Genomic DNA, 26,052 nt, shown 5'->3' with positions numbered 1-26,052 from the left:
GCCTCATTCGGTGGTGTTGAATTCGACGCGGCCGAGACCTTGCATCTCGAGCGCAATATGCTGGCCGGGCTTGAGGGCTTCGGCAGCGGTGGCGCCGCCGGCCATCACCAGCCACCCCGGCTCCAGCGGCTCGTCCGCTCCTGCGCTCAGACGCGCGGCGGCAACGAGGGAGCGCAGTGGATTGCCAAGAATCCCCGCGGTGCTCCCGACCTGGCGCGGCGCACCGTCGATCGACAGGATGAGGCCCAGGTTGCTGAAGTCCTGTCGCGGGTCGCACCAGGGACCGATCACGTATCCCGACGACGACGCGTTGTCGGCAATGACGTCCTCCAGCGAGAAGCGGAAGTTCTCGAAGCGGGAGTCGATGATCTCGAGCGCCGGTGCGATCGCGACCACGGCATCGAGCGCCTGTGCGAGGCTTGCGCCCGCGGGCAGCGGCTTGCCGAGCAGGAAGGCCACCTCGGGCTCGACGCGTGGATGAACGAACCGGCTCAGTGCCACCTGGCCGCCATCCTCTTCGGCCATTGCATCGGTCAGGCGTCCCCAGATCATGTCGTGCACGCCCATCTGGACCATCTTCGCGCGGCTGGTGAAGCCCATCTTCATGCCGGTGCGCCGCTCGCCGCGTGCGAGCCGCTGCGCAATTGAAGCGCGCTGAATCTCATAGGCGTCCTCGACGCTGAGCTCTTCCTCCTGCCCGAACTGCGAGATGGGTTTTGCATGGCGTGCGGCATCGTCTACCCGCTGCGCCAAAGCTGCGATTCGTTGCTGGCTCATTGCTGTTGCTCCTCGAACACTGCGCGCACCGATCCGAGGCCCTGGATGCGGGCTTCGAACACATCCCCGGGGTTGACGGGAACCATCGGCCCCAGTGCGCCGGTGAGCACCACGTCGCCGGCCTTCAGGCCGCGGCCCAGCTCGGCCATCTTGTTGGCCAGCCACAGGGCCGCATTGAGCGGATGCCCTAGGCACGCAGCGCCCGCGCCCAGGCTGACCTGCTCGCCTTTGCGCTCCATGACCATGCCAGCCAGGCGCAGGTCCAGGTCGTCCAGAGGAACCGGGGTATTGCCGAGCACGAACAAACCACTGGAGGCGTTGTCTGCCACCGTGTCGACGAACCGGATGTTCCATTCGGCAATGCGGCTCCCCACGATCTCGATCGCAGGCAGCGCGAACGCAACGCCGCGCAGCATCTGCGCCATCGAGATGCCGGGTTCGAGCAAGTCGTGCTCCATGACCAGCGCAACTTCTGCCTCGACCTTGGGTTGCATCAACCTGGACCAGCGCACCGGCTCGCCATCCGCGATCGCCATGTCGGCGAACAGCATGCCGTAGTCGGGCTGGTCCACGCCGAGCTGCTTCTGCACCGCCTTCGCCGTGAGGCCGATCTTCCGGCCGACGAGCCGTCCGCCACCTTGCAGTTTGCGCTGCGTGTTGATCTCCTGGACGGCGTAGGCCTCTTGCGGGCCGAACCCGGGGAAGGTCTCCCGCAAAGGCGCGATCGCCTTGCCGCCGGAGGCGGCGCTCCACAGCGAATCTGCTGCCACTTCGATGTCACGCGTTGTCATTGCGGCGCTCCGTTGAACTTGATGCAAACATTGCTCAGCTCGGTATAGAACTCAAGCGAGTGAACGCCTCCCTCGCGGCCGATGCCCGAAGCACCGGAGCCACCGAAGGCCGTGCGCAGGTCGCGCAGGAACCATGTGTTGACCCACACGACGCCCACCTTCAAGGCGTTGGCGAAGCGATGTGCCCGGTCGACGTCCTGCGTGTAGACCGAAGCGGCCAGGCCGTATCGCGTGTCGTTCGCCATCTGAAGTGCCTCGGATTCACGATCGAACGGGATGACGCAGCAGCAGGGGCCGAAGATCTCTTCGCTGGCCACACGCGAGCCGTGCGGCAAGCCCGTCCACACCGTCGGCTCGATCCAGGCGCCACCCTTGAGCGCAGGCGGCACCTTCGGCACCCCGCCGCCATGGACGACCGAAGCGCCCTCATCCCTCGCCAAGGCGTAGTAGCCGAGGACCTTGGCCTGGTGCTCGGCCGAGACAAGGGGCCCGAAATTGGCTTCGGGATCGTCGGGCCGGCCCGGCTTCAGGCGCGCCGCCGCGGCAGCCAGCCGCTGCACGACGGCGTCGAAAACCGGGCGCTGCACGTACACCCGCTCGGTGCCGAGGCAGACCTGGCCCGAGTTCTCGAAGACCGAGCGGGTCAGCCCGGCGATGGTCACGTCCAGGTCCGCATCCTCGAACACCACCGCGGCGTTCTTGCCACCGAGTTCCATCGACACCGGCTTGATGCCTTCTGCAGCCGCCCGCATGATGGCGGCACCCGTGCGCGTCTCGCCCGTGAACGTGACCGCATCGATGTCCGGATGCGTGGTGAGATATTCGCCGGCAGAGTCCGGGCCGAACCCATGCACCACGTTGTAGACCCCCCTGGGGATGCCCACGGCGTTCATGACTTCACCCAACAGCGCCGCCGTGGCCGGCGTTTCCTCCGAGGGCTTGACGACGACGGTGTTGCCGCACGCCAGCGCGGGCCCGACCTTCCACGTCATCAGCAGCAGCGGCAGGTTCCACGGGCACACCACGGCCACGACGCCCTTTGGCCGCCTCGATGCATAGTTCAACGCGGGCTTGCCATCCGGCGCATGGCTGGCAAAGCTCTCCGTCGGCACATTGCGCACCACATCCGCAAACACGCGGAAGTTCGCCGCGCCGCGCGGGATGTCGAGATGCGATGCCAGCGAGCGCGGCTTGCCGGTGTCTGCCACTTCAGCGGCAAGGAAGTCCTCCGCACGGCGATCGATCTCTGCGGCAAGCGCATACAGCAGGTCGCAGCGTTGCGCGAGCTTGAGGGAGCCCCAAGGGCCATGGAGCGCCTCGCGCGCTGCGCGCACCGCGTCGTCCACGTCCTCGCGCCCGGCCTCGCTGACCTTGTCGATGAACGAGCCGTCGACGGGGTTGATGTCGTCGAAGGTCCGGCCGCCGCGCCCCTCGCGGTATTCGCCGTTGATGAAATTGAGAATCACGGTTGTGCCTCCTGGAAGTTGATCTCTGGGTCTCCTGCGCTCAGGTACTCCCACATTCGTTCGAAAATGCCGCCGGCATCGGTGGCCCGCCGTTCACGCTCTGGCGCATCGAGCACGACCGATTCGTCCTGCAAGCCGGCCGCCAGCACGGCAAGCTCGATCCGCGCTGCATCCTCGAGATACCAGGTCAGCACCACCGCCTTGGCGAGCGAGTCGCTCGCGACCAGCACGCCATTGCCGCGCATCACGATCGCGTTGGCGCTTCCCATCGCGTCGATCACCGCTGCGGCCCGTTCGTCGTCCCGCACGAGTTGCGGGTCGTCCCACAAGGCCGCACCGGCACCAAAGTAGGCGCCCATCCCATGGCGAGTCCGGGGTGTGCGCCGCGCGGTGCCAAGCGCCATGAGCAAGGGCGGCATCGTGCGGGTCACGGCGTGAACGTGGGCGTGGCGTTGATAGATCTGCTGGTGCAAACGAACCTCGCCCAGCACGCCTGCCGGCAACGCCCCGGTCACAGGCACGACGGTGCCCGGCTCGCCAGGGCCAATCAGGCCCATCGGCCGCGAGGCACAGACCAGGAAGTTGCCCACGTCGAGGCGGACGCTGCAGTGGCCATAGGCGTGTGCCAGGCCATGACGCGCCAACGCGCGGGCAGCAATGCGCAGTTCGCGCTGAACGGCTGGAGCGGCGTTCAAGGTGGTGCCCCTCAGGCGGGCTCGCGAAACTCGGCGATGTCGGGTACGGCCCCCCACATGCAGAACGATTCGTTTCCGCGAGGAAACTGCCGCGGCTGGTAGGTCAGCTCCTCTTCGGCGGTGATCAAGCGCACGCCGGTGGAGTACTCGAAGATCATTCCGTCCGGCCCGAAGAAGTAGAGGAAGCGCGCGCCGGAGGTCGGGTGGCGACCCGGACCGAAGGCGATCTTGACCCCCTTCTTCTGGAGCATGTACCAGGCGCGCATGATGTCGTCCACGCTTTCGACCTGGTGGTTGACGTGCTGCACGCCCGAGCGGGTCGTCGGGAACATGGCCACCTTGTGATGCACCTCGTCGATCCGCAGCAGTGGCGCATCGCCGATGCGGTCGCTCACGCGCGCGCCGAGCACCTGGGTCCAGAAGCGCTCGTCGCGCTGGGCGTCGGTCGTGCACAGCCCGACATGGCTGAAGCCCGTGATGCCGGCATCACGCGACGGAAAGTAGCGGCGCCCGCTATGGTGGGGGCCGAGCACGAGATCGATCTTGTTGCCGGTGGGGTCCCTGAAGTGGATGAAGCTGCGCACGTGGCGTTGTTCGCATTCGTCCGCGCAACCGTGGCGAACCTCGACGCCGGCGTTGCTGAGTTCCGCAGCGGCCGCGTCCAGTTCATCGGCAGTGCGCAACTCGAAGCCCACCGTGTGGTCCGCCGGGTCGCCGTCGAAGTACACCAGGGTGTGATCGCGACTGTCGCTGCGGAAGTACGAGGCGCCCGCCTCCTGCCTTGCGCGCTCCAGGCCGAGCATCTCGCGCGCAAAGAGATCCGCCTGGTCACGCTGCCGGGTTCCGAGGCGCACGTAACGAATATCGAGCAGGTTGATCACGGCATGTCTCCTTTTTCTGGGGCTGCCGGCACTTTAGAAAAATCGATGACATTCCGGAAATGAAAAAATAGAATTCGTGATATGTCATCGACACATATCAAGGCAGGCCACCCCTCCCGTCTCCTGTCGCGGCAGGTCGATCTCAACCTGCTCGAACTCTTCGAGACGGTCTATCGCACGCGTAACCTGACCGCGGCCGGGTCACAGCTCGGCCTGAGCCAGCCGGCGGTCAGCCGGGGCCTTGGGCGGCTTCGGGAGATGTATGGGGATGCGTTGTTCGTCCGGCAACAGCGCGGCGTCGTGCCGACGCCCTTTGCCGACTCGCTGGTGTCTCCCGTGAGCTCGGCGCTCGAGATCCTCCGCTCCACCGTCCACCGGCCTACCTTCAGTCAAGCCGAGGAGGCACGCACGTTCAGGGTCTCCATGAGCGACATCGGCGAGCGACTGTTTCTTCCACGCCTGATGCGGCACTTGGCCGAGGTGGCCCCGCAGGTCATCATCGAGGTCGTTTCGCCGAGCCAGGGCGAGCTGTTCGACGGGTTGGCGTCGGGGCAGATCGATCTCGCGGTGGGCTATCTCAGTGACCTGGGCAAGCAGATGCACCAGCGCCGCCTGTTTCGCGAACGGTTCGTGTACGTGGCCCGCAAGGATCACCCCGGCGTCAAGGGCAAGCTGCGCCGCGACCAGCTACGGGAACTGGCGCATGTGGTGGCGGGCCCCGAAGGAATGCAGCACGCCGCCGCCGTGGAGAAGGTGCTGTCAGGGAGCCGCGTCAAGGCAAGGGTGGCATTGAGAGTCCACAGCTTCCTGTGCGTAGGGCCCATCGTCGCGAGCACCGACATGATTGGCGCGGTGCCCAGCAACCTGGGGGCGGTGGTCGCTCCCCATATGCAGCTGCAGCTCGTGGAGCCGCCGGTACAGTTCCCGGCTTTCGATGTCTCGATGACGTGGCATCAAAGATTCCATCGCGACCCCGGCAGCGAGTGGCTGCGCAGCGTGTTCATCACCCTGTTCGACTCCCTGAGGGTGCCGTTCGAGACCGAGGCGTAGGCGGCGACGACCCGCGACTATTGGCTCTTCTTCTGCTTGGATTCGGTCGGGCGAGCTTGCTGCCCCAAACGCTCCTGAAAAAACTCGATAAAGCGCTGCGTCTTCGCCGGCAGCAAGCGAGTTTCGGTCAGGGCATAGACCGGTATCGATTTACCCTCCCAGTCAGGCAGTATCCGGCGCAGCCGACCAGTTGCCAGGTCCTCGGCGGCGATCTCCTCAGGCAGCAATATCACGCCCAGATCCAGCGTCGCCAAGCGCCGGAACATGCCGACGCTGTTGACATGAAACCGCCCCCCGACTTCGACCTCGACGGTTTCTGCTTCACGATGCAGTGTCCACTTGCCTGCCTTGGGAAAGCCCAGGCACTCGTGCTGCGCCAGGTCGGCGGGCTGCGTTGGCTCGCCCGAGAGTTCGAGGTAGCGCGGCGAGGCATAGGCCTGCACCGGCAGGCGCGCAAGCAGACGGGCGATCAGGTTCGAGTTCGCTGATTCGCCCATGCGGATGGCCACATCGAAGGGTTCGGTGACCAGGTCCACTCGCCGGGGGGTGAGGTCGAAATCGAAGGTGATCCCGGGGTAGCGGCGAGCAAACTCCGCGATCAGCGGCGCCATGTAGATCGTGGCGAAGTCCACCGGCAGCGACGCGCGCAACAGGCCGCACGCCCCCGGATGCGGTGGGGTTGGGGTCCTGACATTTCAGCCAGATGGGATCGGTAGGCAAGACCGGATGCAACCATCAGCGAGAGGCAGGGGGGCGAGCAACTTCGTGTCCGCCGGCGTCGGGAAGCTGTCGTGAACGGCTTCGAGCCGGCGGCCCTCGCGGGCGTGCGCATCCTGGACCTGTCGCGCATCCTGGCTAGCCCGGAAATTTCACCAGTAGAGGGTCGGCAGCCTCGTGCCGGAGCGCGTTGACATTGGTATCTGACGCCAATTTCAACCGAGGACTGCCGATGCCAAAGTGTACCGATGGGACGATTGATTTGGGGCGTGTGGGTCGGCGGGTCATCGAGGCCAACTTCGAGGGCGGGGACATCGGTTCGGACGGCGGGGTCTTGCTGCTGCGTCGCGTTGACGAACGTATCGGTCTGAGCCGAGCGGCTGCGGCCGTGCTCAGTGATGCACGCGATCCGGCACGCATCACGCACAGCCTGCGCGACCTGCTCGCCCAACGCATCTACGGCTTGTGCTGCGGCTACGAAGACCTCAACGACCACGACACCTTGAGAGACGATCTGCTGATGCAGACCGCTGTGGGCCGGGTCGATGCGCTGGCGAGTTCGCCCACGCTCAGCCGCTTGGAGACCGGGGCCACGCGAGCGCAGGCAGTGGCGCTGCATGGCGTGCTCATCGAGCAGTTCATCGCCAGCCACAAGAGCCCGCCCGAAGAACTGGTGCTGGACATCGACGCCTCGGATGTGCCCTTGCACGGCGACCAGGAGCGCTGCGAGTTCCATGCCTACTACGACCACCACTGCTATCTGCCGCTGTACGTGTTCTGCGGCCAAGCCATGCTCGCATGCGTCTTGCGGCGCAGCCGCATCGATGGCGCCAAGAACGCCGCGGCGGTGATCAAGCTGCTGGTGCAGCGGCTGCGCCAGGCGTGGCCCGACGCGCGGATCATCGTGCGCGGTGACTCGGGCTTCTGTCGCCAGAGATTGCTGCGCTGGTGCGAGCGCTCGGGCGTGAACTACATCATCGGGCTGGCGCGCAACGCGCGGCTGGAGGCGACCGTGCAGTACGCCGAGGCGATGCTCGCCGACGAGTACGCGCGCACCGGCGCCAAGCAGCGGTTGATCGACGAGTTCGTCTACGCGGCCGACAGCTGGGACATCGAACGGCGCGTGATCACGCGCCTGGAGCACGGCAGCCAGGGCAACAACCCGCGCTTCGTGGTGACCGATCTTCAGGGCGATGCCATACAGCTGTATGAGCGGCTGTACTGCGCCCGCGGCGAGGCCGAGAACCGCATCAAGGAGGCTCAGCTCGATCTGTTTGGCACGCGGGCAAGTTGCCACCGCTTCGCGGCCAACCAGCTGCGCTTGCTGCTGGCCGCATTGGCCTACACGCTGATGCAACGGCTGCGCGAGTTCGCTCTCAAGGACACCGAGCTGGAACGCGCCGCCGCGGCCACGATCCGCGTGCGCCTGCTGAAGATCGGCGCGGCCATCGTGCGCAACACGCGCCGTGTGCGGGTACTGCTGGCTTCGCACCACCCGCTGCGCAGCGTCTTCCTGAGCGCAGCGCAGGCCCTCGCCCCCTGAAATCCATCCAGTGCTGTCCCCGGCACGCTGACAAACAACGGGGGTAAGGGGGTCGTGTGCCCAAAAACAGCCGCCACTCCATCCAGTAGCTCACACTGCACGCAAGACCACGCTCAATGGCCCTCAGCAGGCTCGGTCGACGGCACATCGGCCTGCTGGTGAAATATCCGGGCTAGGCCTGCCAAAGGTGTTGTAGAACGGAATAGTCCGACCTTGAGTCTCCCGGTCGGTGTGAAGTTCTCCTCGGGAAGTAGCACCTCGAGGCGGGCGCCCCGGTTCAAAATCGGCAGAATTGAGCCATGACCGAGCCTGGTGTCCTCAGTGATGACGCGCTGATTGAGCGAGCACGCCGACTACGGCTACTTGCCCTCCGAGGGGATCGCTACGCTCATGGGCCCGCGCACGAGTTCGAAGTGGAGGTGCGACGGCGCATGCGCGAAACCTCGTCGCAGATGCCGCTTGAGCGCAAGCTCGAAAGGCGGCCGTTCTGGAGGTTCTGGTAGCTGCGCCTCCGAACTTGCGGACCGTCTGGAGCGCGACCTTTGGCGGATTCCCATTCGCTTGAATGCAGCCGAGACTTCGGCTGCACTTGACCCCAAAGAACGTACATGACCCCAACCCATCCCTCCCCAACCAAGATGGCGCTACCCAGACTTCGTTTCCGCAGGGAGGGTGAGCGGCGGCCATTTCGACGTGGCGACCTGGCCATGGGCCGAAACGCGCCCCACGAATGCGCGATCGTCGTGTTGTGTGCCGGGGAGTCCGACGCACTGGATGGAAAGCTCCCTGTGAGGACGATTCGTGGGGACGACATGGATCTGGCACCTGGTGATCTGGTCCTCCTTGCGGGAGTCGACACGCAGGAGTTCGGGCCGGGGCTCCATGATCTGCTGAGGTTCATCGACACCGCCGCTGCCGGCTCCTGAGCCCTATTGGCGAGCGGTATCCAGTCGCAACGCGGTATTCGAAGCCTTGCCCTCTAGCCCACACAGCTCGTGCAGGGGGATGGCGTCGCGGAAGCGGGAGCGGCCGGACGCCGCGGAATCCGCGCTCAGGCCGCGAACGCTTCGCCGTCGGCGGCCTGCACCGGGATGTGGGCGCGCTCTTCCTTGATGAAATTGGCTTCGTCCACGAACACCAGCTTGGGCCGGTGGCCACGCACCTGCTCCTCGGGCACCAGGCCGAAGGCGGCGATGATGACCAGGTCGCCCAGCGAGGCGCGGCGCGCGGCCGAGCCGTTGAGCGAGATGATGCCGCTGCCGCGCTGGCCGCGGATCGCGTAAGTCACGAAGCGCTCGCCGTTGTTGATGTTCCAGACATGGATCTGCTCGTTCTCCGCCAGGTTGGCGGCCTCCAGCAGGTCTTCGTCGATGGCGCAGGAGCCCTCGTAGTGAAGCTCGCAATCGGTGACGGTGGCGCGGTGGATCTTGGACTTGAGCAGGGTACGGAACATGGTGGGAGATCTTTCTCTGCGAAAAGGATGGGGCTGAACTGGCGTCACGCGGCGGGCGGCACCAGGATGGTCGGCGCTGCGTCCAGGTAAGCCGAACACAAGCGAGGCGGTGAGCAGCGCATCGCTCTTCTCTTATATTTACGTGCGTCTTTTTGTAAGACGATGGCTGATGTCACTGTCCCCAGTTCGTAACCGGGCGTTCCCCCTCTTCATCATCTTCTGCACCGAGGAGCATCGTGTCGCACAAGACATTGCGCGTGTTGTACGAGATCAGGCTGTGCTGGTCCGACAAGGTATCTCCCGACGAAACGTGACCACTTAGATGCCGCACAACAGAGACAAGCTCGATCACGCCGCGCCAACGGGAAACATGTTCTTTGGGCATGAGACGCACTGGGTCGAGAGGCGCCCGGCATGAAGCGGACATGACCGTGCCCGTCGGCGAGAAGGGCAACGAGGCCGAAAGCCGCGTGGGCTGAGGCGTCGACCTCGTCCTGTCGATGGGGCTAGGCTTTGATGAGCTCGAGGCCCTGCCGATGACGGAAACGAGCGAGGAGGAGGGCGGTTGAGCCCCAGATCAGCGCCGTGTTCGCAGTCAGGCCCAAGGAAACGATCACTGCGGCGCGATCCGCGAATCCTTGCCCGAAATCAAGGAGAAGAAGAGCCAGGGACCACGGGAGCGCACACAAGATCGCTACGAACAGCATGACGCCATGTTCGGCTGGCCTCTGCGTCGCGGCCACCAGAGCGGCCACCAGGACGACCGCCAGCGCAGTGACGGTGCCCGGCAACCACCAGGCGTGGCGATACCAGAGGGGCAAGCGAGGACTGTTCATGAGCAGAAATTGTGGGATCTGCGCAGCAGAACGCGCTGCGCAATTTCGCACATTGCAGCTCAAAGCTCTTTATGTGTGGCACGCCGCCCACACTCAGCGTCGCAGTGGGCTATTGGGACTGAGGAACGGCGCGGAGGACCTCGACCGGCCCGATGCCCGAATACACCGTCTCTCCAGTTTTCAGAGCGCTGACGGTCCAGCGTTCCCCGGGCGTGATCTCGTACTCGCCAGGCTCAAACGGGAGTTCACGTTCCTCATGCACCCCCGGGCCGAGCCAGGACGGCATGCGAAGCAGAGACGGCGAGCGGGCGAATAGATCTTGAGAGTCGGTCATGCGTCGATCCTAACGGTGCAGAGGAGCGCCGCCGGCGACGACCTGCGGCTGCCCGGGACGAACACATCGACGCGGCTTCAACCCTTGGCGGGACGACCGCACCTGAATGCCACGAAGCCAAGGGGCTGCCGTTGGAGCTGAACCCGCTACCCCTGTTGACGGCGTTGTAGGTCAAAGGGCTTAATATGACCATTCGCGGCCGGTCGGCGGCGTTCGCAATCCCCGGGAGCTGCTGTGGACGCCGATGGTGAGTTCGAAGTGAAGCGCTTCGATCACGAGGGATGGTCCGTCCGAGTTTATTTGACCAAGCTTGAGGCGGACGGCTTCGTCGCTGGCCATGCGGACCTGTACCAAGGCCAAACCCATCAGTGCCGCATCGCCTTGGCGGGCCAGCAGCATGACCAGGCCGCAGCGATCGTCGTCCTTGAGGAAGAAGGGAGGGCGTTCATTGGGGAGTGGATGGCCGGGATCATGCGGGGTGACGCTGGAGCCGCGGAACCGTAGGCCGAATCAGCGTTGGTTTAGCTGAATGGGTGGTGGATCTTCTCCGCATGAATTGACACGAGCGTGACGGGCGATCACGCCTCGCTACCAGACGATCGCCTGCTCGCCTTGCGATCAGTCCGCCGCCAAGGTGCGAATGATCGGGCACGGGCGATCGCCCGTGACGCACTCACTTACCAGTGCGCTCAGCACGTTGCGCATCGCGCCCTAGCTCAGCGAGCTTGCTCTCAATAACACCCGCGCGCATCAGGTCTGCGGTGCGGGAACACAAAGCTGAAGATAGCGTTCAGCTTGCTTTCACAAGCGCCCCCTAGAGTGGCGCCATGCCGATCACGCGCTCTCGTCATTTCGTTGCGACACGCCGCGTGGGATGGTGTCTTCTAGCGGTTCTGCTCGCTGCGATCCAGCCTTTCATCGCCGTTCACTTTCGCCACGACGGGTGGGAGGACGAGCCCGGATTCCGCATCCGCAGCGTGAGCGCGTCGACGCAATTCGAACCGGACAACCGCCCGGACCATCCGACCGACCGGGAGACCACGCTGTTCGTGTCCTCGGCGGCGAACATCGATCTGCCGGATGCGCTGCACCATGGCATCAACAACCTGAGAGCGCGGCTGCTCCTCCTGTTGCCCTTGACGGTGGCCGCGGTCCTGGTCGTCGAACCGGCCCAGCGCCTCGTTCCCGAACCGGTGCCCAACGTCAGCGGTGCGCCCCCGCCCACCACGCTCTGGCTGAGAAGGCCGCCGGAGACTGCGCCTCCCCTTGCGAGCTGAGAGCGACGCCGCGCGGCGCCGTGCGTTCGGCTGTGCGTCGTCGCACAGCCGCTTCTTGTTTCGCCGATTGCGGGAGCTCGTATGAAGGCGCTGAATTTCGCTCTGTTTCAATGGATGGCTGCAGGCTACGAGCCCAGTTCGTGGCTCCTGCCCCTGGCGTCGGCCATCGCGCTCGGCGGGGCCTGGGCCGGCATGGCCCTCATGGGATGGGCCGCCTGGCGGCGGCCGTCGGAACGCGGCTACGTGATGGCGACGCTGGCCTTTGCGGCGGCCACCGCGGTGATCGCGCACGCCATCGCTGCGTCGCTGAATCTGCCGCGTCCTTTCATGCTGGGATTGAGCCCGGCCTACATCTCCCATGGCGCACGCGGGTCGCTGCCGAGCGCCCACGCTGCGGTGATGTTCACGGTCGCGCTGATGTTTCTGCTGCGTCCCCGGCTTCGTGACCTGGGCATCGGCATGGCGGCCGTGGCCGCGATCACCGGCTGGGCACGTGTCTACGTCGGGGTTCATTTCCCGGCCGACATCGTGGCCGGGCTCTTGCTGGCCGTCGTGATGGCGGGCGTCTTCGTCGGGGTCCAGCGGCTCTGGCGGCGCCATGTCGCGCCGAGGATCGCGCGCGACGATCTGCACGCGCGGGCGCCGGCCTCCAAGGCCGACCAGCCGCTCGTCTGAGAGGAGACGCGCCATGAACGGTCCCGTGCAGACGACGGGGGACATTCTCGACATCGAGCGTCCCCAGCAAGACGAGAGCACCGCGCGCGGCGAGCGCCGGGTGCGTGTGCCGACGGGTCGCAGCATCTCCTGCGTGATCCCCTGTTTCAACGAGGCAGGCAATCTCAACGAACTGCTTGCGAGGCTCGAAGAGGCCTTGTGGGCCACGCATCTGGCCTGGGAAATCATCGTGGTCGACGATGGCAGCACCGACGGCACGGTCGCGGTGGCCGAGGGTTGGTGCCAGCTCTCGGGCTTCCGGTGCATCAGCCTGTCGCGCAACTTCGGCAAGGAAGCCGCGCTCACCGCCGGGCTGGAGGCGGCCTGCGGCGACGCCGTCGTCGTGCTCGATGGCGACTTGCAGCATTCGCCGTCGCTGATTGCAGACATGCTGGACCGGTGGCAGGGCGGCGCCGACGTGGTCTACACGGTGCGGCAGGAGCGCAGCGACGAGCACAGGCTCAAGCGCTGGGGCGCAAGCCTGTTCTACAAGCTGGTGAATTCGTCCCATCGCTTCGAACTGCCCAGGGACGCCGGAGACTTCCGCCTGATGGACCGCAAGGTGGTGGACGCCTTGCTGAGCCTGCCGGAGCGCACCCGCTTCATGAAAGGCCTGTATGCCTGGGTCGGTTTCAATGCGGTCGCGTTGCCCTACACGCCCGGCCCGCGGGGGCAGGGAGAGAGCAACTTCAACGCGATGCGCCTGTTCAATCTTGCCGTCGACGGGTTGACCTCGTTCACCACCTGGCCCCTGCGGGTGGTCAGCGTGGTCGGTCTCATGCTGGCCGTACCGGCTTTCGCCTACGGCATCTACCTGGTCGTCGAACACCTGCTGATAGGCAATGCCGTCTCGGGCTGGACGACGATCGTGGTGAGCCTGATGTTCTTCATCGGCATCCAGATGATCTCGACCGGCATCGTCGGCGAATACGTCGCGCGCATCTTCGAGGAAGTGAAGGGACGGCCGCTCTACGTGGTGAAGAAGGATCTGGGCCACGGCCTGGACGGGCAGCAGTCATGAGGCTGTCCCGTGACTCCAAGGCCATTCTGCACGCCGCTGCCGGCCTCGCGGCCTTCGTCCTGTGGTTGGCGGTCACGGCCGGGTTCCGGCCGTTGATGGCGCCCGACGAAGGGCGCTACGCAGGCGTGGCTTTCGAGATGCTGCGCAGCGGCGACTGGCTGGTGCCGCGGCTCGACGGCTTACCCTTCTTTCACAAGCCGCCGCTCTTCTACTGGATCGGCGCCGCGGCGATGGCGGTGCTGGGCCCCTCCGAATGGCCGGCACGGCTGCCTTCGATCCTCGGCGCGGCCGTCGCGGCGCTCGGCCTGCTGCTGTTCCTGCGCCGCTGGGCGGATGCGGCGAGCGCGAAGCTTTCCGTGCTGGTGCTGGTCACGATGCCCTTCTTTTATGTCGCAGCGCAGTTCGCCAACCTCGACATGCTGGTGGCGGGCTGCATCAGCGCCGCTGTGCTGCTGGCGGCGCATGCGAGCTTGTCCAAGGCGCAGGGCGAGGCATGGCGCGGGGCGCTGGCCGGCGCCTTCTTCTTTGCAGCGCTCGGCGTGCTCGCCAAGGGCCTGATCGGCATGGTGCTGCCCGGCGCGGTCTTCCTTGCCTGGTGCGTGGCAACGCGCCGAACCCGTGCCGCCTGGCTGATGGCCTGGCCGCCCGGGTGGGCCTTGTTCCTGACGACCGCCGGCCCCTGGTTCGTGGTGATGCAGATGCGCTATCCGGCCTTCTTCGACTACTTCGTCGTGACGCAGCATTTCAGGCGCTTCGCCGCCTCGGGCTTCAACAACGAGCACCCGTTCTGGTTCTACCTGCCGGTGATCGCGGGGCTGACGCTGCCGTGGATCGGTTGGCTGGCGCTGGCCCGCCGCGGCGCGCGGGACGGCAGGACGCTGCTGTCCGACGTGGACTGGCTCATGCTGATCTGGTGCGTCTGCATCGTCCTGTTCTTTTCCATCCCGCGCTCCAAGCTGATCGGGTATGTGCTGCCCGCTTTGCCGCCGTTGGCGCACCTGATCGCGCGGGCCGTGCCGGCCGCGATGAAGGGCCCGGGCCCGCTGTCGCGGCCCTTGGGCTGGACGGCCGCGCTGTCCGGCCTTCTTTGCCTGGCATCCATCGCCTTCGTGGGTGTGTATGTCGTGCAGCCCGGCCATCGCCTGCGCCTTCCCGCAGGTGTTGCCGTGGCGCCGGGCGACCAGGTGCTGATGCTCGATGCCTACTACTACGAACTGCCCTTCAACTGGGCACTGCGACAACCGGTCATGGTTGCGACCGACTGGACGCCGGCCGTCGTGGAGCGGCGCGACGATTGGCGCAAGGAACTCCACGACGCCGCCCGCTTCGAGCCCGAACGCGGGTCGACGCTGCTGGTCGACACCTTCCGTCTTCATGATGCGCTGTGCGTGCCTCGCGCCACCTGGCTGATCGGGCCGTCCAACGCCGTGCTGGCCCACCCATGGCTGGCGCAGGCCCGCCTGGTCGCCGTGAGCAGGGAGGCGGCCGTGTGGCGATTTGCCGGAAGCGCAACGCGCGACCGGCGCTGCCTCGACGAACCCGGAGTCGCCGCGCCGCAATGACCGAACATGCACCTCGATACCTTTGCGTCTGTGCCGACGACTTCGGCATGACCGAGGGCATCAACTCGGCTGTGCTCGAACTGGCGGGGCGACACAAGATTTCCGCAACTTCCTGCATGGTCCGCCGCGGCGCATGGGCCGTGGGCCTGCGCGGCTTGCGCGGCATCGAGCCGTCCTGCATCGAGGTCGGACTCCATCTCGATCTGAGCCCTCCGCCAGAAGGCCGGCAGTCCGAGCCTGGGCTGGGCGGATTGATTGTCCGAAGCCATCTGCGCCTGCTTCGCCCTTCGGCCGTGCGGGCCGAGATCAGGGACCAGCTGGCGCGCTTCGAAGACGGGCTCGGCCGACCGCCGGCCTTCGTGGACGGGCACCGGCATGTCCATCAACTGCCGGTGGTGAGCGATGTGCTGACCGAGGAGATCGCGAGCCGCTACGGCACGGCGGTGCCATGGGTCCGCAGCACGGCGCCGCCCGCACCGCGACGCTTCGCGAAGACCAAGGCCGACATCGTCTTCGCGCTCGGCGGCGCGAGGCTGCTCGAGCTCGCGGCGCGCCGAGGCATCCCGACCAGCCGCGCCTTGCTCGGCATCTACGATTTCACGGGCACTTCCGACGTCTACCGCGGGCGGCTGCGGCAGTGGATCGACTGTTGCCGCACGGGCGACGTGCTGGTGTGCCATCCCTCGCTCGGCGATGCGCCTTGGGTTCCCGCCGGCCCGGCGCGGCGCAACGAATACGCGGTGCTGAGCGCGATCGCCTTTCCGATGATGACCGCGGCCGGGGTCGTGTTCCTGCGTCCTCTTTCGCACTTGTCGCGTGCCGCCGATCCGGTCCATGCATAGGGCGCAGCTCGTCAAGGCCGCGGTTTTTCTGTGGGCGCTGGTGGTCTTCATGCCGGTCGGCGCCAACTACCTCGGGGCCGCGATGCCGAGCTCGTTGAAATTGGACTCCGCGAAGCGCGGGTGAAAGTGGTCAAATGGCGACGCTCCTGCGGAGGCGAAGTCGATATGGATGCCTTGTCCGAGGTCTTGAAGATCCTGCAGTTCAACAGCGCGATCTTCTTCAACGCCAGATTCACCGCACCATGGTGTTTTGCTTCCCCGGAAGCGGAGGCGGTGGCCAAGCAGGTCAACGCGGGATCCCAGCGTCTGCTCTTCTACCATCTCTTCGTGGACGGTTCGTGCACCGTGAAACTCGACGGCATGCCGCCGCTTCACCTGCAAGCCGGCGACATCATCCTGTTTCCGCATGGCGATGCCCACACGATGGCCTCGTCCGGGATGGACGAGCCCGGGCCGCTGCTCGATGTGCGAGCGCTGTTGCGCGAGAGGCCCGACGAACTGCAGCTGGGCGGCGGCGGCGAGCCAACCCGCTTCATCTGCGGCTATCTGTCATGCGATCCCATCCTGTGTCGGCCGGTCCTGGCAACGCTGCCCAGAGTGCTGACGGTCAGCCTCAGGAGGGACGAAAAGACCGACTGGGTGGAGCGTTCCTTCGTTTATGCGGTGGCGGAGGCCACTTCCACGCAACCCGGTGGCGAAGGCGTGCTGGCCAAGTTGTCCGAGGTGCTGGTGGTCGAGACATTGCGCCGGTACATCTCCCAGATGTCCGAGGGCCAGACCGGTTGGTTCGCGGGCTTGCGTGATCGCGTCGTCGGCAAATGCCTCGCCCTCATGCACGAGAAGCCGGCGTATCCATGGACGCTCGAAAGCCTTGCGCGCGAGGCCGGAACATCGCGCTCGGTTCTCGCCGAGAAATTTGCCCACTATGTCGGACAGCCCCCTATCCAATATCTCGGCAAGTGGCGCATGGCGCTCGCGTCGAACCTGCTGCGGCGCAACGCCTTGAGCATGATGCATATCGCGCTGGAAGTCGGCTACGAAACCGATGCCGCTTTCAGCCGCGCCTTCAAGCGCGAGTTCGGCATGCCCCCGGCATCCTGGCGCCGCGAGAACAGCCTCCAGAGTCCGACTGAGGTCAACGACGGAAAACGATCAGTGCGATCAGCACGCAGAAGCTGAGGAACTGAACAAGAAAGAACGCGAAGCGCACCGACACGACTCGATCCGTCTGGGCGAAGCAGACGTGGACCAGCGACTGGGGGATCCGCGCCGCCAGGATGACGACGCACGGGGGATCCACTGTCGGATCGGCGATGCCGAAGGTGCGCAATGCATAGACCAGCACGGCGAAAACCGGCAGGTTCTCGACGCAGTTCGCATGTGCGCGCATCGAGCGCAGGTACCAGTCCTGCCCCTCGACATGGTCGGCCCTGAATTCGCTCATTCCCGCCCGACCACGAAGGACCCGGCTCAATCGGTAGGCGCCCACGGTGGCGAGCAGGAGGACCAGGGTCCAGGCGGCGAAACCCAGCAGCATCAGCTCGGGCAGCATGTTCTCGGCCTCCACTTGCATGCCCTGGTGGGCATGGCGATGCCCTACTTGCAGGGCACCGCGGGCGATCGGGCGGGCACCGCATAGAGCAGCGGCTGGAGCGCATCCGTCACCCGGGCAGCCTGTCTGTCATCGAGAACGCGGAAGAGGACCTTCTGGAAGCGCGGCTCCGTCACGCCCGACACGATGTACTGCCAGCGATACGCCTTCAGGATCCCCTCGCCGATGGCGGTGCGTTGCGCATCGGCGTAGCGCTTGCCCGCGATCGACTCGAAGTAGGTCGCATCGGCGCGCGCCTGAGCCAGGAGAATGCCGTCGACCGCCACGACCAGGTCGATCAGGTCGCCGACGGCCGCGTCGCGTTCGGCGGCGTTCAGGCGCGCGTCCTCGCGAAGGAACTCGAGCTCGTCCAGCACCGCGTGCTGCGACTCCTCTTTCCAGTGGGCCAGGAAGACGTCTTTCCACAGCTCGCACAGGTCGTCCTGCGGCTCGATGCTGGCGCGATAGTGGGCCAACGTGAAGAGCTCGATGTCCAGTGTCAGCGCAAGGACCGACCAGGTGCTCTTGCTCAGCACGGCTGTCGCGACGGCGTTGGGTTCGGCCGTTGCCACGTATCCCGCCGGCATGTCGGCGGCCATCATCGTTTCCATGCGCCGGAACAGCTCCTGGTGCTTCAGCTCCTCGTCGGCCATGCGGACCAGGGCCTCCAGGGCCACCTGGTCGCCGAGCGCGTGCTGCCGGCTGATCTCGAGCACCTTGGCGCCGATGAAACGCTCCACCAGGCCGAAGATGTAGGCGTAGCTTCGACCCTGCACCTGGCTCAGCAGGCGCCGGTCATCGGACGTCATGAAATCCAGCTCGTTCACCAGTGACAGGCCGGCCGGCAGGAACGTCTTCTCGAGATCGAATCGCCGGCGACGGATGACGTCGTTGTCGATGTCCCAGCGGACGCGTTTGGAATTCGCGATGACCTTCGAGTACTGGGTCGCGGAGGGGGCGCTTTGCATGATTGCCTCTTTCAATGTTCGTTGAAGGAGCGTCAATGATCGAAGCGCGACGTGAATCAAGTCGGGCCACGCGTCCGCAAATCTTGCCCGGTGATCCGAGCATGCACGTACCGGCGCACACGCGATTCGCCGCGCAGTCCTCCCTCGGGCGGGGTTCGCCGGGAAGGAGCCGGTCCTGAAGGACTCTTTCCTGGCCGGGTCGGTGATTCGCAGACCAGAGGTGATTGACTGCTCTCGTACTGCAAAGCCGCCTTCGGTCGGCGTGACGGCGTACGGAGACGCTTGATTTGCACCAGAACCAATCTTTGCACCAGAACCGTATGAGCCGCCTAGGGCGATCGTGCGCCTACTGCAGACATGTCTCCTGTGTCATCGCGATCGGTGTGCGCCGGACGACCTGGCCGGCCTTTTCGTCTTGCACCGACCCGTCGGCAAAGGCGAGTCGCCCGTTGACCCAGACGCGATCGATGCCCGACGACAGCTCGCGCGGCTGTTCGAACGTGGCGCGATCGCCGACGGTGAGCGGGTCGAGCAGAACCAGGTCGGCTGCGTGACCGACGGCAATGCGGCCGCGGCCCGGCAAGCCCAGTTCCTCGGCGGTCAGGCCGCTCATCTTGGCGACGGCCGTCTCCAGGCTGAACAGATGTTCTTCACGCGCATAGTGGCCGAGCACCCGGGGAAAGGTGCCCCAGAGGCGCGGGTGTGGGTGCTCGTCGTGCGGCATGCCGTCGGAGCCGATCAGCGTCTTGGGGAACGCCAGGATGCGACGCACATCGGTCTCATCCATCATGAAGTAGATTGCGCCGGCCGGCATCAGTCGGGCGGCGGCCTCCTCGTCACTGCAACCCAGATCGCGAGCGATATCGGCCAGCGTGCGTCCTGCATGCTCGGGATGGGGGCCGGACCAGCTGACGAGCACGGACGAGGCGCGCGCCACGAATTCCGGCCGCAGCACGGTGGACGAGGCGTTGTATGGATAACAATCCAGCGACACCGGTTGATGCTCCATCGCGGCGGCGATGCGCTTCAAGGTCTCGATGGAACGACCGTGGTTGGCGACACCCGCCAGCTTGTGGTGCGAGATCAGGACCCGAACGCCCAGGCGGCGGCCGATCTCGAAGGTCTCGTCCAGCGCATCGATGACCTTCTCGGCCTCGTTGCGCATGTGGGTCGCGTACAGCGCGCCGTGGGCGCGCAGTGGCTCGCCCACAGCAACGATCTCGTCGGTGCTGGCGTGTCGGGCTGGTGGGTAGAAGGTGCCGGTGGACAGGCCGAACGCTCCGGCGTCCAAGGCATCGGCCAACAGCGTTTGCATCGCCGTGCATTCGGCGGGTGTGGCGGCACGCTCCAAGTCGTCCATCACGTTGGCTCGCAGCGTCAGGTGGCCCACGAGGCAGACCGCGTTGACGGCCGTGCCTTCCGACTCGAGCGCTCGCAGATAGTTGGCGAATGCCGGAAACCTGAGCCATTCGTGGTTTGCGATCAGATCGAGCGGCGGCGGAATGACGCCGCGGATGCGGCTGGGCGCCAGGCTCAGGCCGCAGTTGCCGGTCACCACCGTCGTCACGCCCTGTGAGAGCTTGGCCGTCATCGCGCCGGGTGTCAGCAGCGCGCGGTCATCGTGGGTGTGTACATCGATGAAGCCGGGCGCCAGTACCCGCCCGGCGGCCGCAAGGCGCTCGCGTGCCGGCGTGTCCGACAGATCGCCCATCGCGACGATGCGACCGCCGGCAATGCCCACGTCCATCACGAAGCCCGGTTGGCCGCTGCCGTCGACCACGGTGGCGCCTGAAACGCAGAGTGTGAGTTCCATTCTGCGTCTTCCTTTCAAGCTGCCAGCGCGGCGTCGACGCCGCTTTGCACCGGGGGTGCGGATGTGCCGAGCCGCCGCTGCAGGCGCCCGATCAGTCTGCGCAGCTCGGCATGGTCGGTGGCATCGAGCACCGGACCGGGTTTACGGACCGCCGCACTGCGGATGGCGCCGCGCAGGCGCAGCGTCTCCTTGCGCAGCGCGAGGCCGATGCCGTACTGAAACTCGTGCCGCAGCAAGGGAAGGTAGGCGTCGAACAGATCCTCGGCCGCTTCCTGCCGGCCCTGCGCGAACAGCGCGCAGACCTGCACGAGCATTTCGGGATAGGCGAATCCGGTCATGGCACCGTCCGCGCCGCGCAGCAATTCCTGGGGCAAAAACAGCCCGCCATTGCCGACCAGGATACTGATGCGGCGGCGGCCTGCGGACTCTGCCTGCGAACGTATCTGCGTCAGCTTGCGCAGGCCGGGCAGGTCTTCGTGCTTGAACATCACCACTTGCGGAAACTCGTCGACCAGCCGGTTGACGACGTCGACCGAGGTGTAGACGCCGGTGGACTGCGGAAAATCCTGCAGGCAGATCGGCACGTCGGCGCCAAGCATGCGCGCGACGGTGGCGTAGTAGCCATGAACCTGGTCATCGATCTTCAGGTTGGGTGCGGGGGCCAGCATCACGCCGGCAGCGCCGAGGTCCATGGCCGATTTGGCCAGGCGATCCACGTGCTGGTTCGATGCGTGGCTCACGCCGACGACCACCGGAACCCGGCCCGCTACGCGCTGTAGTACGCGACGGGTGAAGGTCAGCGACTCTTCCTCGGTCAGCTTCGGGGCCTCGCCCATCATGCCGAGGATCGTCATGCCGGAGACGCCGTGGCCCAGGTAGAAATCGACGAGGGTGTCGGTGCTTTGGAGGTCGAGCGCGCCGTCGTCGCTGAAAGGCGTGGCGGAAATGATGAACACACCGGAAGAGCGTGCGTGAATGCGGGAGTCGGATGTCATGAATATGCGATGAAGGATCAGGCTTGCCGAAGAGGCGCTTGCCAAGGCTGCGGACGGGCTAGATGCTGGTGTGGCGGGCCACGTGGCCTGTTCGGGCGTTTTCCAGGTGCTGTTGCATCGCGGCACGGGCCTGGTCGGGGTCGCGATCGATGATGGCCTGCAGGATGGCCATGTGCTCCTGGCAACTCGGGGCAAAACGCTCGGGGGCGGCGTTCTGGTCGAAACACCGCGCCTTGATGCGCAGATCGTGAACCGTCTGGGCCATCAGCGGGTTGCCGCTCGCCATGGCGATCGTGTCGTGCACCAGGTTGTCGATGCGGTGGTTCTCTTCCTTGGAGGTGTTTCGCGCGACCAGGAGCGCCTGGACTTGCGCCAGGATCTGCTTTGCTTGCTGAACGTCGAGCCGTGTGGCCGCGGCGGCCGCGGTTTCACCCTCGAGCAACACGCGTATCTGGAGAATCTGGAGGTATTGGCGCAGGGTGGGTTCGCGCACCATCAATTGACCTCGAGGTGTGCGGATGGCGAAGCCCCCGCCGATCAGCCGGCTCATCGCCTCGCGCAGCGGTGTCCGCGAGATGCCGAGGGTCGCGGCCAGGGTGCGTTCCTGCAGCGGCTTGTCCATCGGCAGACGGCCGAGCTGAATCATCTCCAGCAAGATGCGGTAGGCGTCCCCCGCCAGATCGACGCCGTCGGCGGTGTCGGAGACGGCGGCGGTAAGGCTGGGTTCAAGCGCTTCGAGATCCGACTCTGCGTCCGACGCCGAGGAGGCACCGACCGTCGGGCTTGTCTTGGTGAGCGAGATCATGTTGGTTTCAGCTGAAAGAGTTGAAATGAGGAACTGGTGGAGGCGCTGCGGCCGCTCACGCAGCGGCGAACTCCATCGCATCCGTGGCCCGAAATCCCCACGCCACGGACTGGCCCGGCGTACGGTCCGCGCCGGTGACGCCGGCGGGCGCATAGGCGACCACGGTTCGGCCGAGGGACTCGATGAACACCTTCCAGTGAAGGCCGCAGAAAGTCGAGGTCAGGACCCGTCCTTCGTGCCGGATGTCATCGGCACCGAGCTGTGCGCCCAGGCGGACGTTTTCCGGTCGCACGGCGAGCGTGCGGCTGGTCTGGTCGATGAAATTGCACTCGCCAAGGAAACCCGCAACGAAAGCCGAGTCCGGGGCGCGGTAGAGCGTTTCGGGCGCGCCGGTCTGAACGATGCGCCCCTGGTCCATGATCACGATCCGGTCGGACAGGTTCATCGCCTCGTCCTGGTCGTGTGTCACGAAGACGACGGTCAGCCCCAGGTCGTGGTGGAGCTTCTTCAGTTGCAACTGAATCGCCTGGCGCAGGTTCTTGTCGAGCGCGCCGAGGGGCTCGTCCATCAGCAGGATGTCAGGCGTGAAGACCAGGGCGCGAGCCAGGGCCGCGCGCTGCTGCTGGCCGCCCGAGAGTTCGCGAGGCAGGCGGTCGCTGAGCGGGCCCATGCTGACCAGCTCCAGTGCCTCTGCGACGCGGCGGCGGATGTCGTGCGGGTTCAGGCGGCGCATGCGCAGCGCGAAGGAGACGTTGTCGAACACAGACATGTGCGGAAACAACGCATAGTTCTGGAACACCATGCCGATGTTGCGCTCGGCGATGGGCATGCGGGTCACGTCACGGCCGGCAATGCGCACGCTGCCGGCGTCCGGCGCCTCGAAGCCGGCGATGATCTTCAGCAGGGTCGTCTTGCCCGAGCCGGAAGCACCGAGCAGCGTGCAGAACTCGCCGCGCTCCACGGCCAGGCTGACCTCCGGCAGGGCGACGACATCCTTGTAGACCTTGCGGATGCCGCTGAGCGCGACGTCCTTGCCCTGGCGTTCGGGACGGATGGAGAGTCCGAGAGGCGAGTGCCCCGATGTCTGGTGGTTGGATGGCATGTCAATCTCCTTTCTTCCTGCCGAGAAGCAGGTTGGCAATCAGGATGAGGGCGGTGGCTGCGATCAACACGCAGGAGGCGGAAATCACGGTCGGGTCGAAGTCGTGGGCCAGGCCCTCGTACATCAGCTTGGGCAGGGTCCTGTTGCGGATGGTGGTGAGGAAGAGCGCCATCACCACGTCGTCGAACGAGGTGACGAAAGCGAAGACGGCACCGCCGATGAGGCTGGGCAAGAGGGCGGGCATCATGACCAGCCGGAACATCGCGGGCCACGACGCGCCGAGGCTGAGTGCGGCCAACTCGAGGCTGGAATCGAAGCTGCGCAATGCAGCGCGCACGGTGATGTAGACATAGGGGGACGCCAGCACCGTGTGGCCGATGATGACCGCGACCGAGTTGGCGACCCAGCCCAGAGGCGCTGTCAAATAAAACAGGGCGACGGCCGTGATGATGGCGGGCACCGACATCGGGATGACGAACAGCGCGTCGAGCCAGCCTTTGCGGGCGGAGGTCATCTTGTGGACACCCAGCGCCGCCGCAGTGCCGAGCACGGTGGCCAGCACCGTCACCGTCAACCCCACCCGCACGCTCGACCACAACGCGCCGATCCACTTCGAATCCTCGAAGAAATTCGCGTACCAGCGCAGTCCGTATTGAGGCGGTGGAAACACCGGAAAGTCGGTCGTGCCGAAGCTCATGGGAATCACCACGAGGATCGGCAGGATCAGGAACGCGGCACAGGCGAGTCCGGCAACGACGGCGACGCGGCCCCCCGGCGTGCGCCCTGCCGTGGGCGTGCTGCTGCCCTTGCCGGTCGAGCCGCTGATGAGTTTGTCCAGACCGAACATGCGGTTGAACACCCACAGCGACAGCAGCACCGTTGCCAGCAAGATGGCGGCCAGTGCGGCCGCCAGTCCCCAGTTCAGCTCTTCCGAGATGTTGTGCGAAATTAGCTCCGCCACCATGCGCTGGGCGGGCCCCCCCATGAGCGACGGCGTGATGTAGTAGCCCACCGCGTTCATGAAAACGATGATGCCGCCGGCCACCACGCCCGGGCTGGTCAAGGGCAGTACCACGTGGCGGAAGATGCCCACCGAACTCGCCCCGAGGCTCTGCGCGGCCTGCACGAGCGTGGTGTCCATGGCGCGGAACGCGGCGTAGAGCGGCAGGACCACGAACGGCATCAGCACGTGCGTCATCCCGATCATCACGCCGGTGAAGTTGTAGAGGAACGCCATCGGCTCATCGAGGATGCCAACAGTCGTGAGCAATGTATTCAGCGGCCCGTTCTTGCCCAGCAGCGCGATCCATGCCGAGGTGCGCACGAGCGCACTCGACCAGAACGGCAGCAGGACGGCGAAGAACAGCAGCCGCGCGACGCCCGGTCGCACCGTGGCCATCAGGTAGGCCAACGGGTAGCTCATCACGATGCACGACAGGGTCACCGCGGCGGCGATGGTGAAGGTGTTGCCCAGCACGATCCGGTAGATCGGCGTGTCTAGCAGATGGTGGTAGTTGGCGAGCGTGAGCGCGCCGTCGCGAAGGAAACCCTCCTTGAGCAAGCCCGCGATCGGTCCGACGAAGGCCAACAGGAGGAACACCAGCAGCGGCAGCACGGCGAACACCGCAGCGCGGTTCCAGCCACGCCGCGCGGGAATCGCCGCGGGCGGCGTCGCGGCGTGGGGAAGGGGAAGGGCGGTGCTTGCCATGATGCAGGGGTCAGCGTGCGCGGATCTGGTTGTAGCGCTCGGTGATGGCCGGGCCGTTCTTGTCCCAGAACTCCGAATCCATGAAGAGCGCGGACTTCAGGCGTTCCGGCGTCGAAGGCAGGCGCTGCTTGCGCGCGTCGTCGATCAGCGGGAACGCCGCTTCGGTCGTCGGGCCGTAGGCGATGTACTTGCTGAACTCGGCCTGGTTCTTCGGCGCGGTGATGTAGTTCATCAGCTTGATGGCTTCGGCCCGGTTCGGTGCGCCCTTGACCAGCGCGAAGTAGCCGACCTGCGCCACCGCATTGCCCCAGCCCATCTGGATCGGAAGGCCCGAATCCATGCCGGCCTGGAAGCGGCCGTTCCAGCCCAGCGCCATCACCACCTCGCCGCTGCCCAGTGCGTTGACCGGCTCGGCGCCGTTCTTCCACCACATGGCCACGTGCGGCTTGATCTTCTCGATCTGCTTCATCGCGCGGTCGATGCCTGCGGGCGTGGACAGCACCTTGTAGACATCCCCGGGCGCGACGCCGTCGGCGATGAGTGCAGCCTCGATCACGGTGGACGGATCGTCCTGCAGCGTGCGCTTGCCGGGGAATTTCACGACGTCCCAGAAATCGGCGAAGCTGACCGGCTGCGGCTTGCCCGCGGGGAATGCCTTGGTCGAGAAGCCGACGTTCGTCGAGAAGATCTCCGAGGGCACTCCGTACTCGTTGCGCGCGCCGGGAATGACGTGCTTCTGGTCGACCATTTCCGGCGTGATCTTCTCGAACACACCGAGCTTGATGCCGCGCGTCAGGCGGGCGCTGTTCTCCGTGACTACGTCCCAGGCGACGGTCTTGGTGTCGATCATGGCGCGGATCTTCGCGACCTGCGGATCGGTGTCCTCGGTCACCTTGATGCCGGTTTCCTTGGCGAAGGGCTTGAGCCACGCGTCGCGGATCGCGCCTTGGTAGGCGCCACCCCAACTCGCGAAATTCAGTTCGGCGGCTTGCGCGGCGCCAGCCAGCAGGACCGCGGTCGCGATCACGATGCGGCCCATCGTCAGCAACTTACTTTTCATCTCTCTCTCCGATTGGTACAGGTTACGAATACGGCGGCAATCGGTGCGGAT

Annotated in this window: 26 protein-coding genes and 1 pseudogene; 9 read left to right on the top strand and 18 right to left on the bottom strand. The window is 65.7% G+C overall.

Annotation, left to right across the window (positions count from 1 at the left end):
* Nucleotides 1-3: 3 nt before the first annotated feature.
* Genes ACSQ9A_RS33835 through ACSQ9A_RS33815 form a run of 5 tightly spaced genes read right to left on the bottom strand, consistent with a single transcriptional unit; the run spans nt 4 to nt 4,610 of the window.
* Nucleotides 4-777, bottom strand: coding sequence for a 2-keto-4-pentenoate hydratase (locus ACSQ9A_RS33835; RefSeq protein WP_436307157.1), 774 nt, complete (start codon nt 775-777; stop codon nt 4-6).
* On the bottom strand, nt 774-1,568 hold the full coding sequence (locus tag ACSQ9A_RS33830) for a 2-keto-4-pentenoate hydratase (protein ID WP_436307156.1): 795 nt from the start codon (nt 1,566-1,568) through the stop codon (nt 774-776). The genes ACSQ9A_RS33835 and ACSQ9A_RS33830 overlap by 4 nt, the downstream gene beginning before the upstream one ends.
* A complete protein-coding gene (locus ACSQ9A_RS33825; protein ID WP_436307155.1) occupies nt 1,565-3,034 on the bottom strand; it encodes a 2-hydroxymuconic semialdehyde dehydrogenase in 1,470 nt (489 codons plus the stop codon). The genes ACSQ9A_RS33830 and ACSQ9A_RS33825 overlap by 4 nt, the downstream gene beginning before the upstream one ends.
* A complete protein-coding gene (locus ACSQ9A_RS33820) occupies nt 3,031-3,729 on the bottom strand; it encodes a class II aldolase/adducin family protein (RefSeq protein WP_436307154.1) in 699 nt (232 codons plus the stop codon). The genes ACSQ9A_RS33825 and ACSQ9A_RS33820 overlap by 4 nt, the downstream gene beginning before the upstream one ends.
* Nucleotides 3,730-3,740: 11 nt before the next feature.
* Nucleotides 3,741-4,610, bottom strand: coding sequence for a VOC family protein (locus tag ACSQ9A_RS33815; RefSeq protein WP_436307153.1), 870 nt, complete (start codon nt 4,608-4,610; stop codon nt 3,741-3,743).
* An 81-nt stretch (nt 4,611-4,691) separates the two neighbouring features.
* On the opposite strand from ACSQ9A_RS33815, the gene ACSQ9A_RS33810 reads away from it, so the two are divergent.
* On the top strand, nt 4,692-5,660 hold the full coding sequence (locus ACSQ9A_RS33810) for a LysR family transcriptional regulator (protein WP_436307152.1): 969 nt from the start codon (nt 4,692-4,694) through the stop codon (nt 5,658-5,660).
* 17 nt (nt 5,661-5,677) lie between these two features.
* Here ACSQ9A_RS33810 and ACSQ9A_RS33805 read toward each other — a convergent pair.
* Nucleotides 5,678-6,316: pseudogene (locus ACSQ9A_RS33805) on the bottom strand (substrate binding domain-containing protein); the annotation flags it as partial.
* 293 nt (nt 6,317-6,609) lie between these two features.
* Between ACSQ9A_RS33805 and ACSQ9A_RS33800 the strand changes: the two are divergent.
* Nucleotides 6,610-7,920 (top strand): IS1380 family transposase, encoded by a 1,311-nt coding sequence (locus ACSQ9A_RS33800; protein ID WP_436304863.1) that lies wholly within the window; start codon nt 6,610-6,612, stop codon nt 7,918-7,920.
* A gap of 1,051 nt (nt 7,921-8,971) precedes the next feature.
* On the opposite strand, the gene panD is transcribed toward ACSQ9A_RS33800, so the two are convergent.
* From panD to ACSQ9A_RS33780, 4 genes are all read right to left on the bottom strand, one after another.
* Nucleotides 8,972-9,373 (bottom strand): aspartate 1-decarboxylase, encoded by a 402-nt coding sequence (panD, locus tag ACSQ9A_RS33795; RefSeq protein WP_436296930.1) that lies wholly within the window; start codon nt 9,371-9,373, stop codon nt 8,972-8,974.
* Nucleotides 9,374-9,545: 172 nt separating this feature from the next.
* Nucleotides 9,546-9,758: a hypothetical protein gene (locus ACSQ9A_RS33790; RefSeq protein ID WP_436307151.1), complete on the bottom strand. Its 213-nt coding sequence runs from the start codon at nt 9,756-9,758 to the stop codon at nt 9,546-9,548.
* 121 nt (nt 9,759-9,879) lie between these two features.
* Complete coding sequence (locus tag ACSQ9A_RS33785; protein ID WP_436307150.1) at nt 9,880-10,209, bottom strand: hypothetical protein; 330 nt, start codon at nt 10,207-10,209, stop codon at nt 9,880-9,882.
* Between the two features lie 109 nt (nt 10,210-10,318).
* Nucleotides 10,319-10,543 (bottom strand): hypothetical protein, encoded by a 225-nt coding sequence (locus tag ACSQ9A_RS33780; RefSeq protein WP_436307149.1) that lies wholly within the window; start codon nt 10,541-10,543, stop codon nt 10,319-10,321.
* Nucleotides 10,544-10,777: 234 nt separating this feature from the next.
* Between ACSQ9A_RS33780 and ACSQ9A_RS33775 the strand changes: the two genes are divergently transcribed.
* The 7 genes from ACSQ9A_RS33775 (at nt 10,778) to ACSQ9A_RS33745 (ending at nt 17,138) form a co-directional block, all read left to right on the top strand.
* Nucleotides 10,778-11,047 carry a hypothetical protein gene (locus tag ACSQ9A_RS33775; protein ID WP_436307148.1) on the top strand — a complete coding sequence of 90 codons (270 nt, stop codon included), beginning with the start codon at nt 10,778-10,780 and terminating at the stop codon, nt 11,045-11,047.
* 323 nt (nt 11,048-11,370) lie between these two features.
* Nucleotides 11,371-11,820 (top strand): hypothetical protein, encoded by a 450-nt coding sequence (locus tag ACSQ9A_RS33770; RefSeq protein ID WP_436307147.1) that lies wholly within the window; start codon nt 11,371-11,373, stop codon nt 11,818-11,820.
* Between the two features lie 81 nt (nt 11,821-11,901).
* Nucleotides 11,902-12,495 carry a phosphatase PAP2 family protein gene (locus ACSQ9A_RS33765; protein WP_436307146.1) on the top strand — a complete coding sequence of 198 codons (594 nt, stop codon included), beginning with the start codon at nt 11,902-11,904 and terminating at the stop codon, nt 12,493-12,495.
* A 13-nt stretch (nt 12,496-12,508) separates the two neighbouring features.
* Entirely contained in the window at nt 12,509-13,555 is a 1,047-nt protein-coding gene (locus ACSQ9A_RS33760; RefSeq protein ID WP_436307145.1) for a glycosyltransferase family 2 protein, read from the top strand.
* Nucleotides 13,552-15,117: a glycosyltransferase family 39 protein gene (locus ACSQ9A_RS33755; RefSeq protein ID WP_436307144.1), complete on the top strand. Its 1,566-nt coding sequence runs from the start codon at nt 13,552-13,554 to the stop codon at nt 15,115-15,117. The genes ACSQ9A_RS33760 and ACSQ9A_RS33755 overlap by 4 nt, the downstream gene beginning before the upstream one ends.
* Nucleotides 15,114-15,959 carry a ChbG/HpnK family deacetylase gene (locus tag ACSQ9A_RS33750; protein ID WP_436307143.1) on the top strand — a complete coding sequence of 282 codons (846 nt, stop codon included), beginning with the start codon at nt 15,114-15,116 and terminating at the stop codon, nt 15,957-15,959. Before ACSQ9A_RS33755 ends, ACSQ9A_RS33750 begins: the two co-directional genes overlap by 4 nt.
* Before the next feature lie 165 nt (nt 15,960-16,124).
* Complete coding sequence (locus ACSQ9A_RS33745; protein WP_436307142.1) at nt 16,125-17,138, top strand: AraC family transcriptional regulator; 1,014 nt, start codon at nt 16,125-16,127, stop codon at nt 17,136-17,138.
* Here the strand turns inward: ACSQ9A_RS33745 and ACSQ9A_RS33740 are convergent.
* From ACSQ9A_RS33740 to ACSQ9A_RS33705, 8 genes are all read right to left on the bottom strand, one after another.
* On the bottom strand, nt 17,095-17,511 hold the full coding sequence (locus ACSQ9A_RS33740; RefSeq protein ID WP_436307141.1) for an MAPEG family protein: 417 nt from the start codon (nt 17,509-17,511) through the stop codon (nt 17,095-17,097). The two genes, ACSQ9A_RS33745 and ACSQ9A_RS33740, sit on opposite strands and share 44 nt — an antisense overlap.
* A 44-nt stretch (nt 17,512-17,555) precedes the next feature.
* Nucleotides 17,556-18,518 (bottom strand): hypothetical protein, encoded by a 963-nt coding sequence (locus ACSQ9A_RS33735; protein WP_436307140.1) that lies wholly within the window; start codon nt 18,516-18,518, stop codon nt 17,556-17,558.
* Nucleotides 18,519-18,864: 346 nt separating this feature from the next.
* Nucleotides 18,865-20,331 carry an N-acyl-D-amino-acid deacylase family protein gene (locus ACSQ9A_RS33730; RefSeq protein ID WP_436307139.1) on the bottom strand — a complete coding sequence of 489 codons (1,467 nt, stop codon included), beginning with the start codon at nt 20,329-20,331 and terminating at the stop codon, nt 18,865-18,867.
* 14 nt (nt 20,332-20,345) lie between these two features.
* A complete protein-coding gene (locus ACSQ9A_RS33725; protein ID WP_436307755.1) occupies nt 20,346-21,326 on the bottom strand; it encodes a dihydrodipicolinate synthase family protein in 981 nt (326 codons plus the stop codon).
* A 58-nt stretch (nt 21,327-21,384) separates the two neighbouring features.
* Entirely contained in the window at nt 21,385-22,131 is a 747-nt protein-coding gene (locus tag ACSQ9A_RS33720; RefSeq protein ID WP_093110496.1) for a GntR family transcriptional regulator, read from the bottom strand.
* Nucleotides 22,132-22,186: 55 nt separating this feature from the next.
* A complete protein-coding gene (locus ACSQ9A_RS33715) occupies nt 22,187-23,233 on the bottom strand; it encodes an ABC transporter ATP-binding protein (protein ID WP_093110495.1) in 1,047 nt (348 codons plus the stop codon).
* Between the two features lies 1 nt (nt 23,234).
* Nucleotides 23,235-24,941, bottom strand: coding sequence for an ABC transporter permease subunit (locus ACSQ9A_RS33710; RefSeq protein ID WP_436307138.1), 1,707 nt, complete (start codon nt 24,939-24,941; stop codon nt 23,235-23,237).
* A gap of 10 nt (nt 24,942-24,951) precedes the next feature.
* Complete coding sequence (locus tag ACSQ9A_RS33705; protein ID WP_093110493.1) at nt 24,952-26,001, bottom strand: ABC transporter substrate-binding protein; 1,050 nt, start codon at nt 25,999-26,001, stop codon at nt 24,952-24,954.
* Nucleotides 26,002-26,052: the final 51 nt, after the last annotated feature.

The organism is Variovorax sp. LjRoot290 (assembly GCF_964253985.1).
In the GTDB taxonomy this organism is placed as follows: domain Bacteria; phylum Pseudomonadota; class Gammaproteobacteria; order Burkholderiales; family Burkholderiaceae_C; genus Variovorax.
Note: the sequence above shows the minus strand (reverse complement) of the source record. Positions and strands in the feature narration are given on the sequence as shown.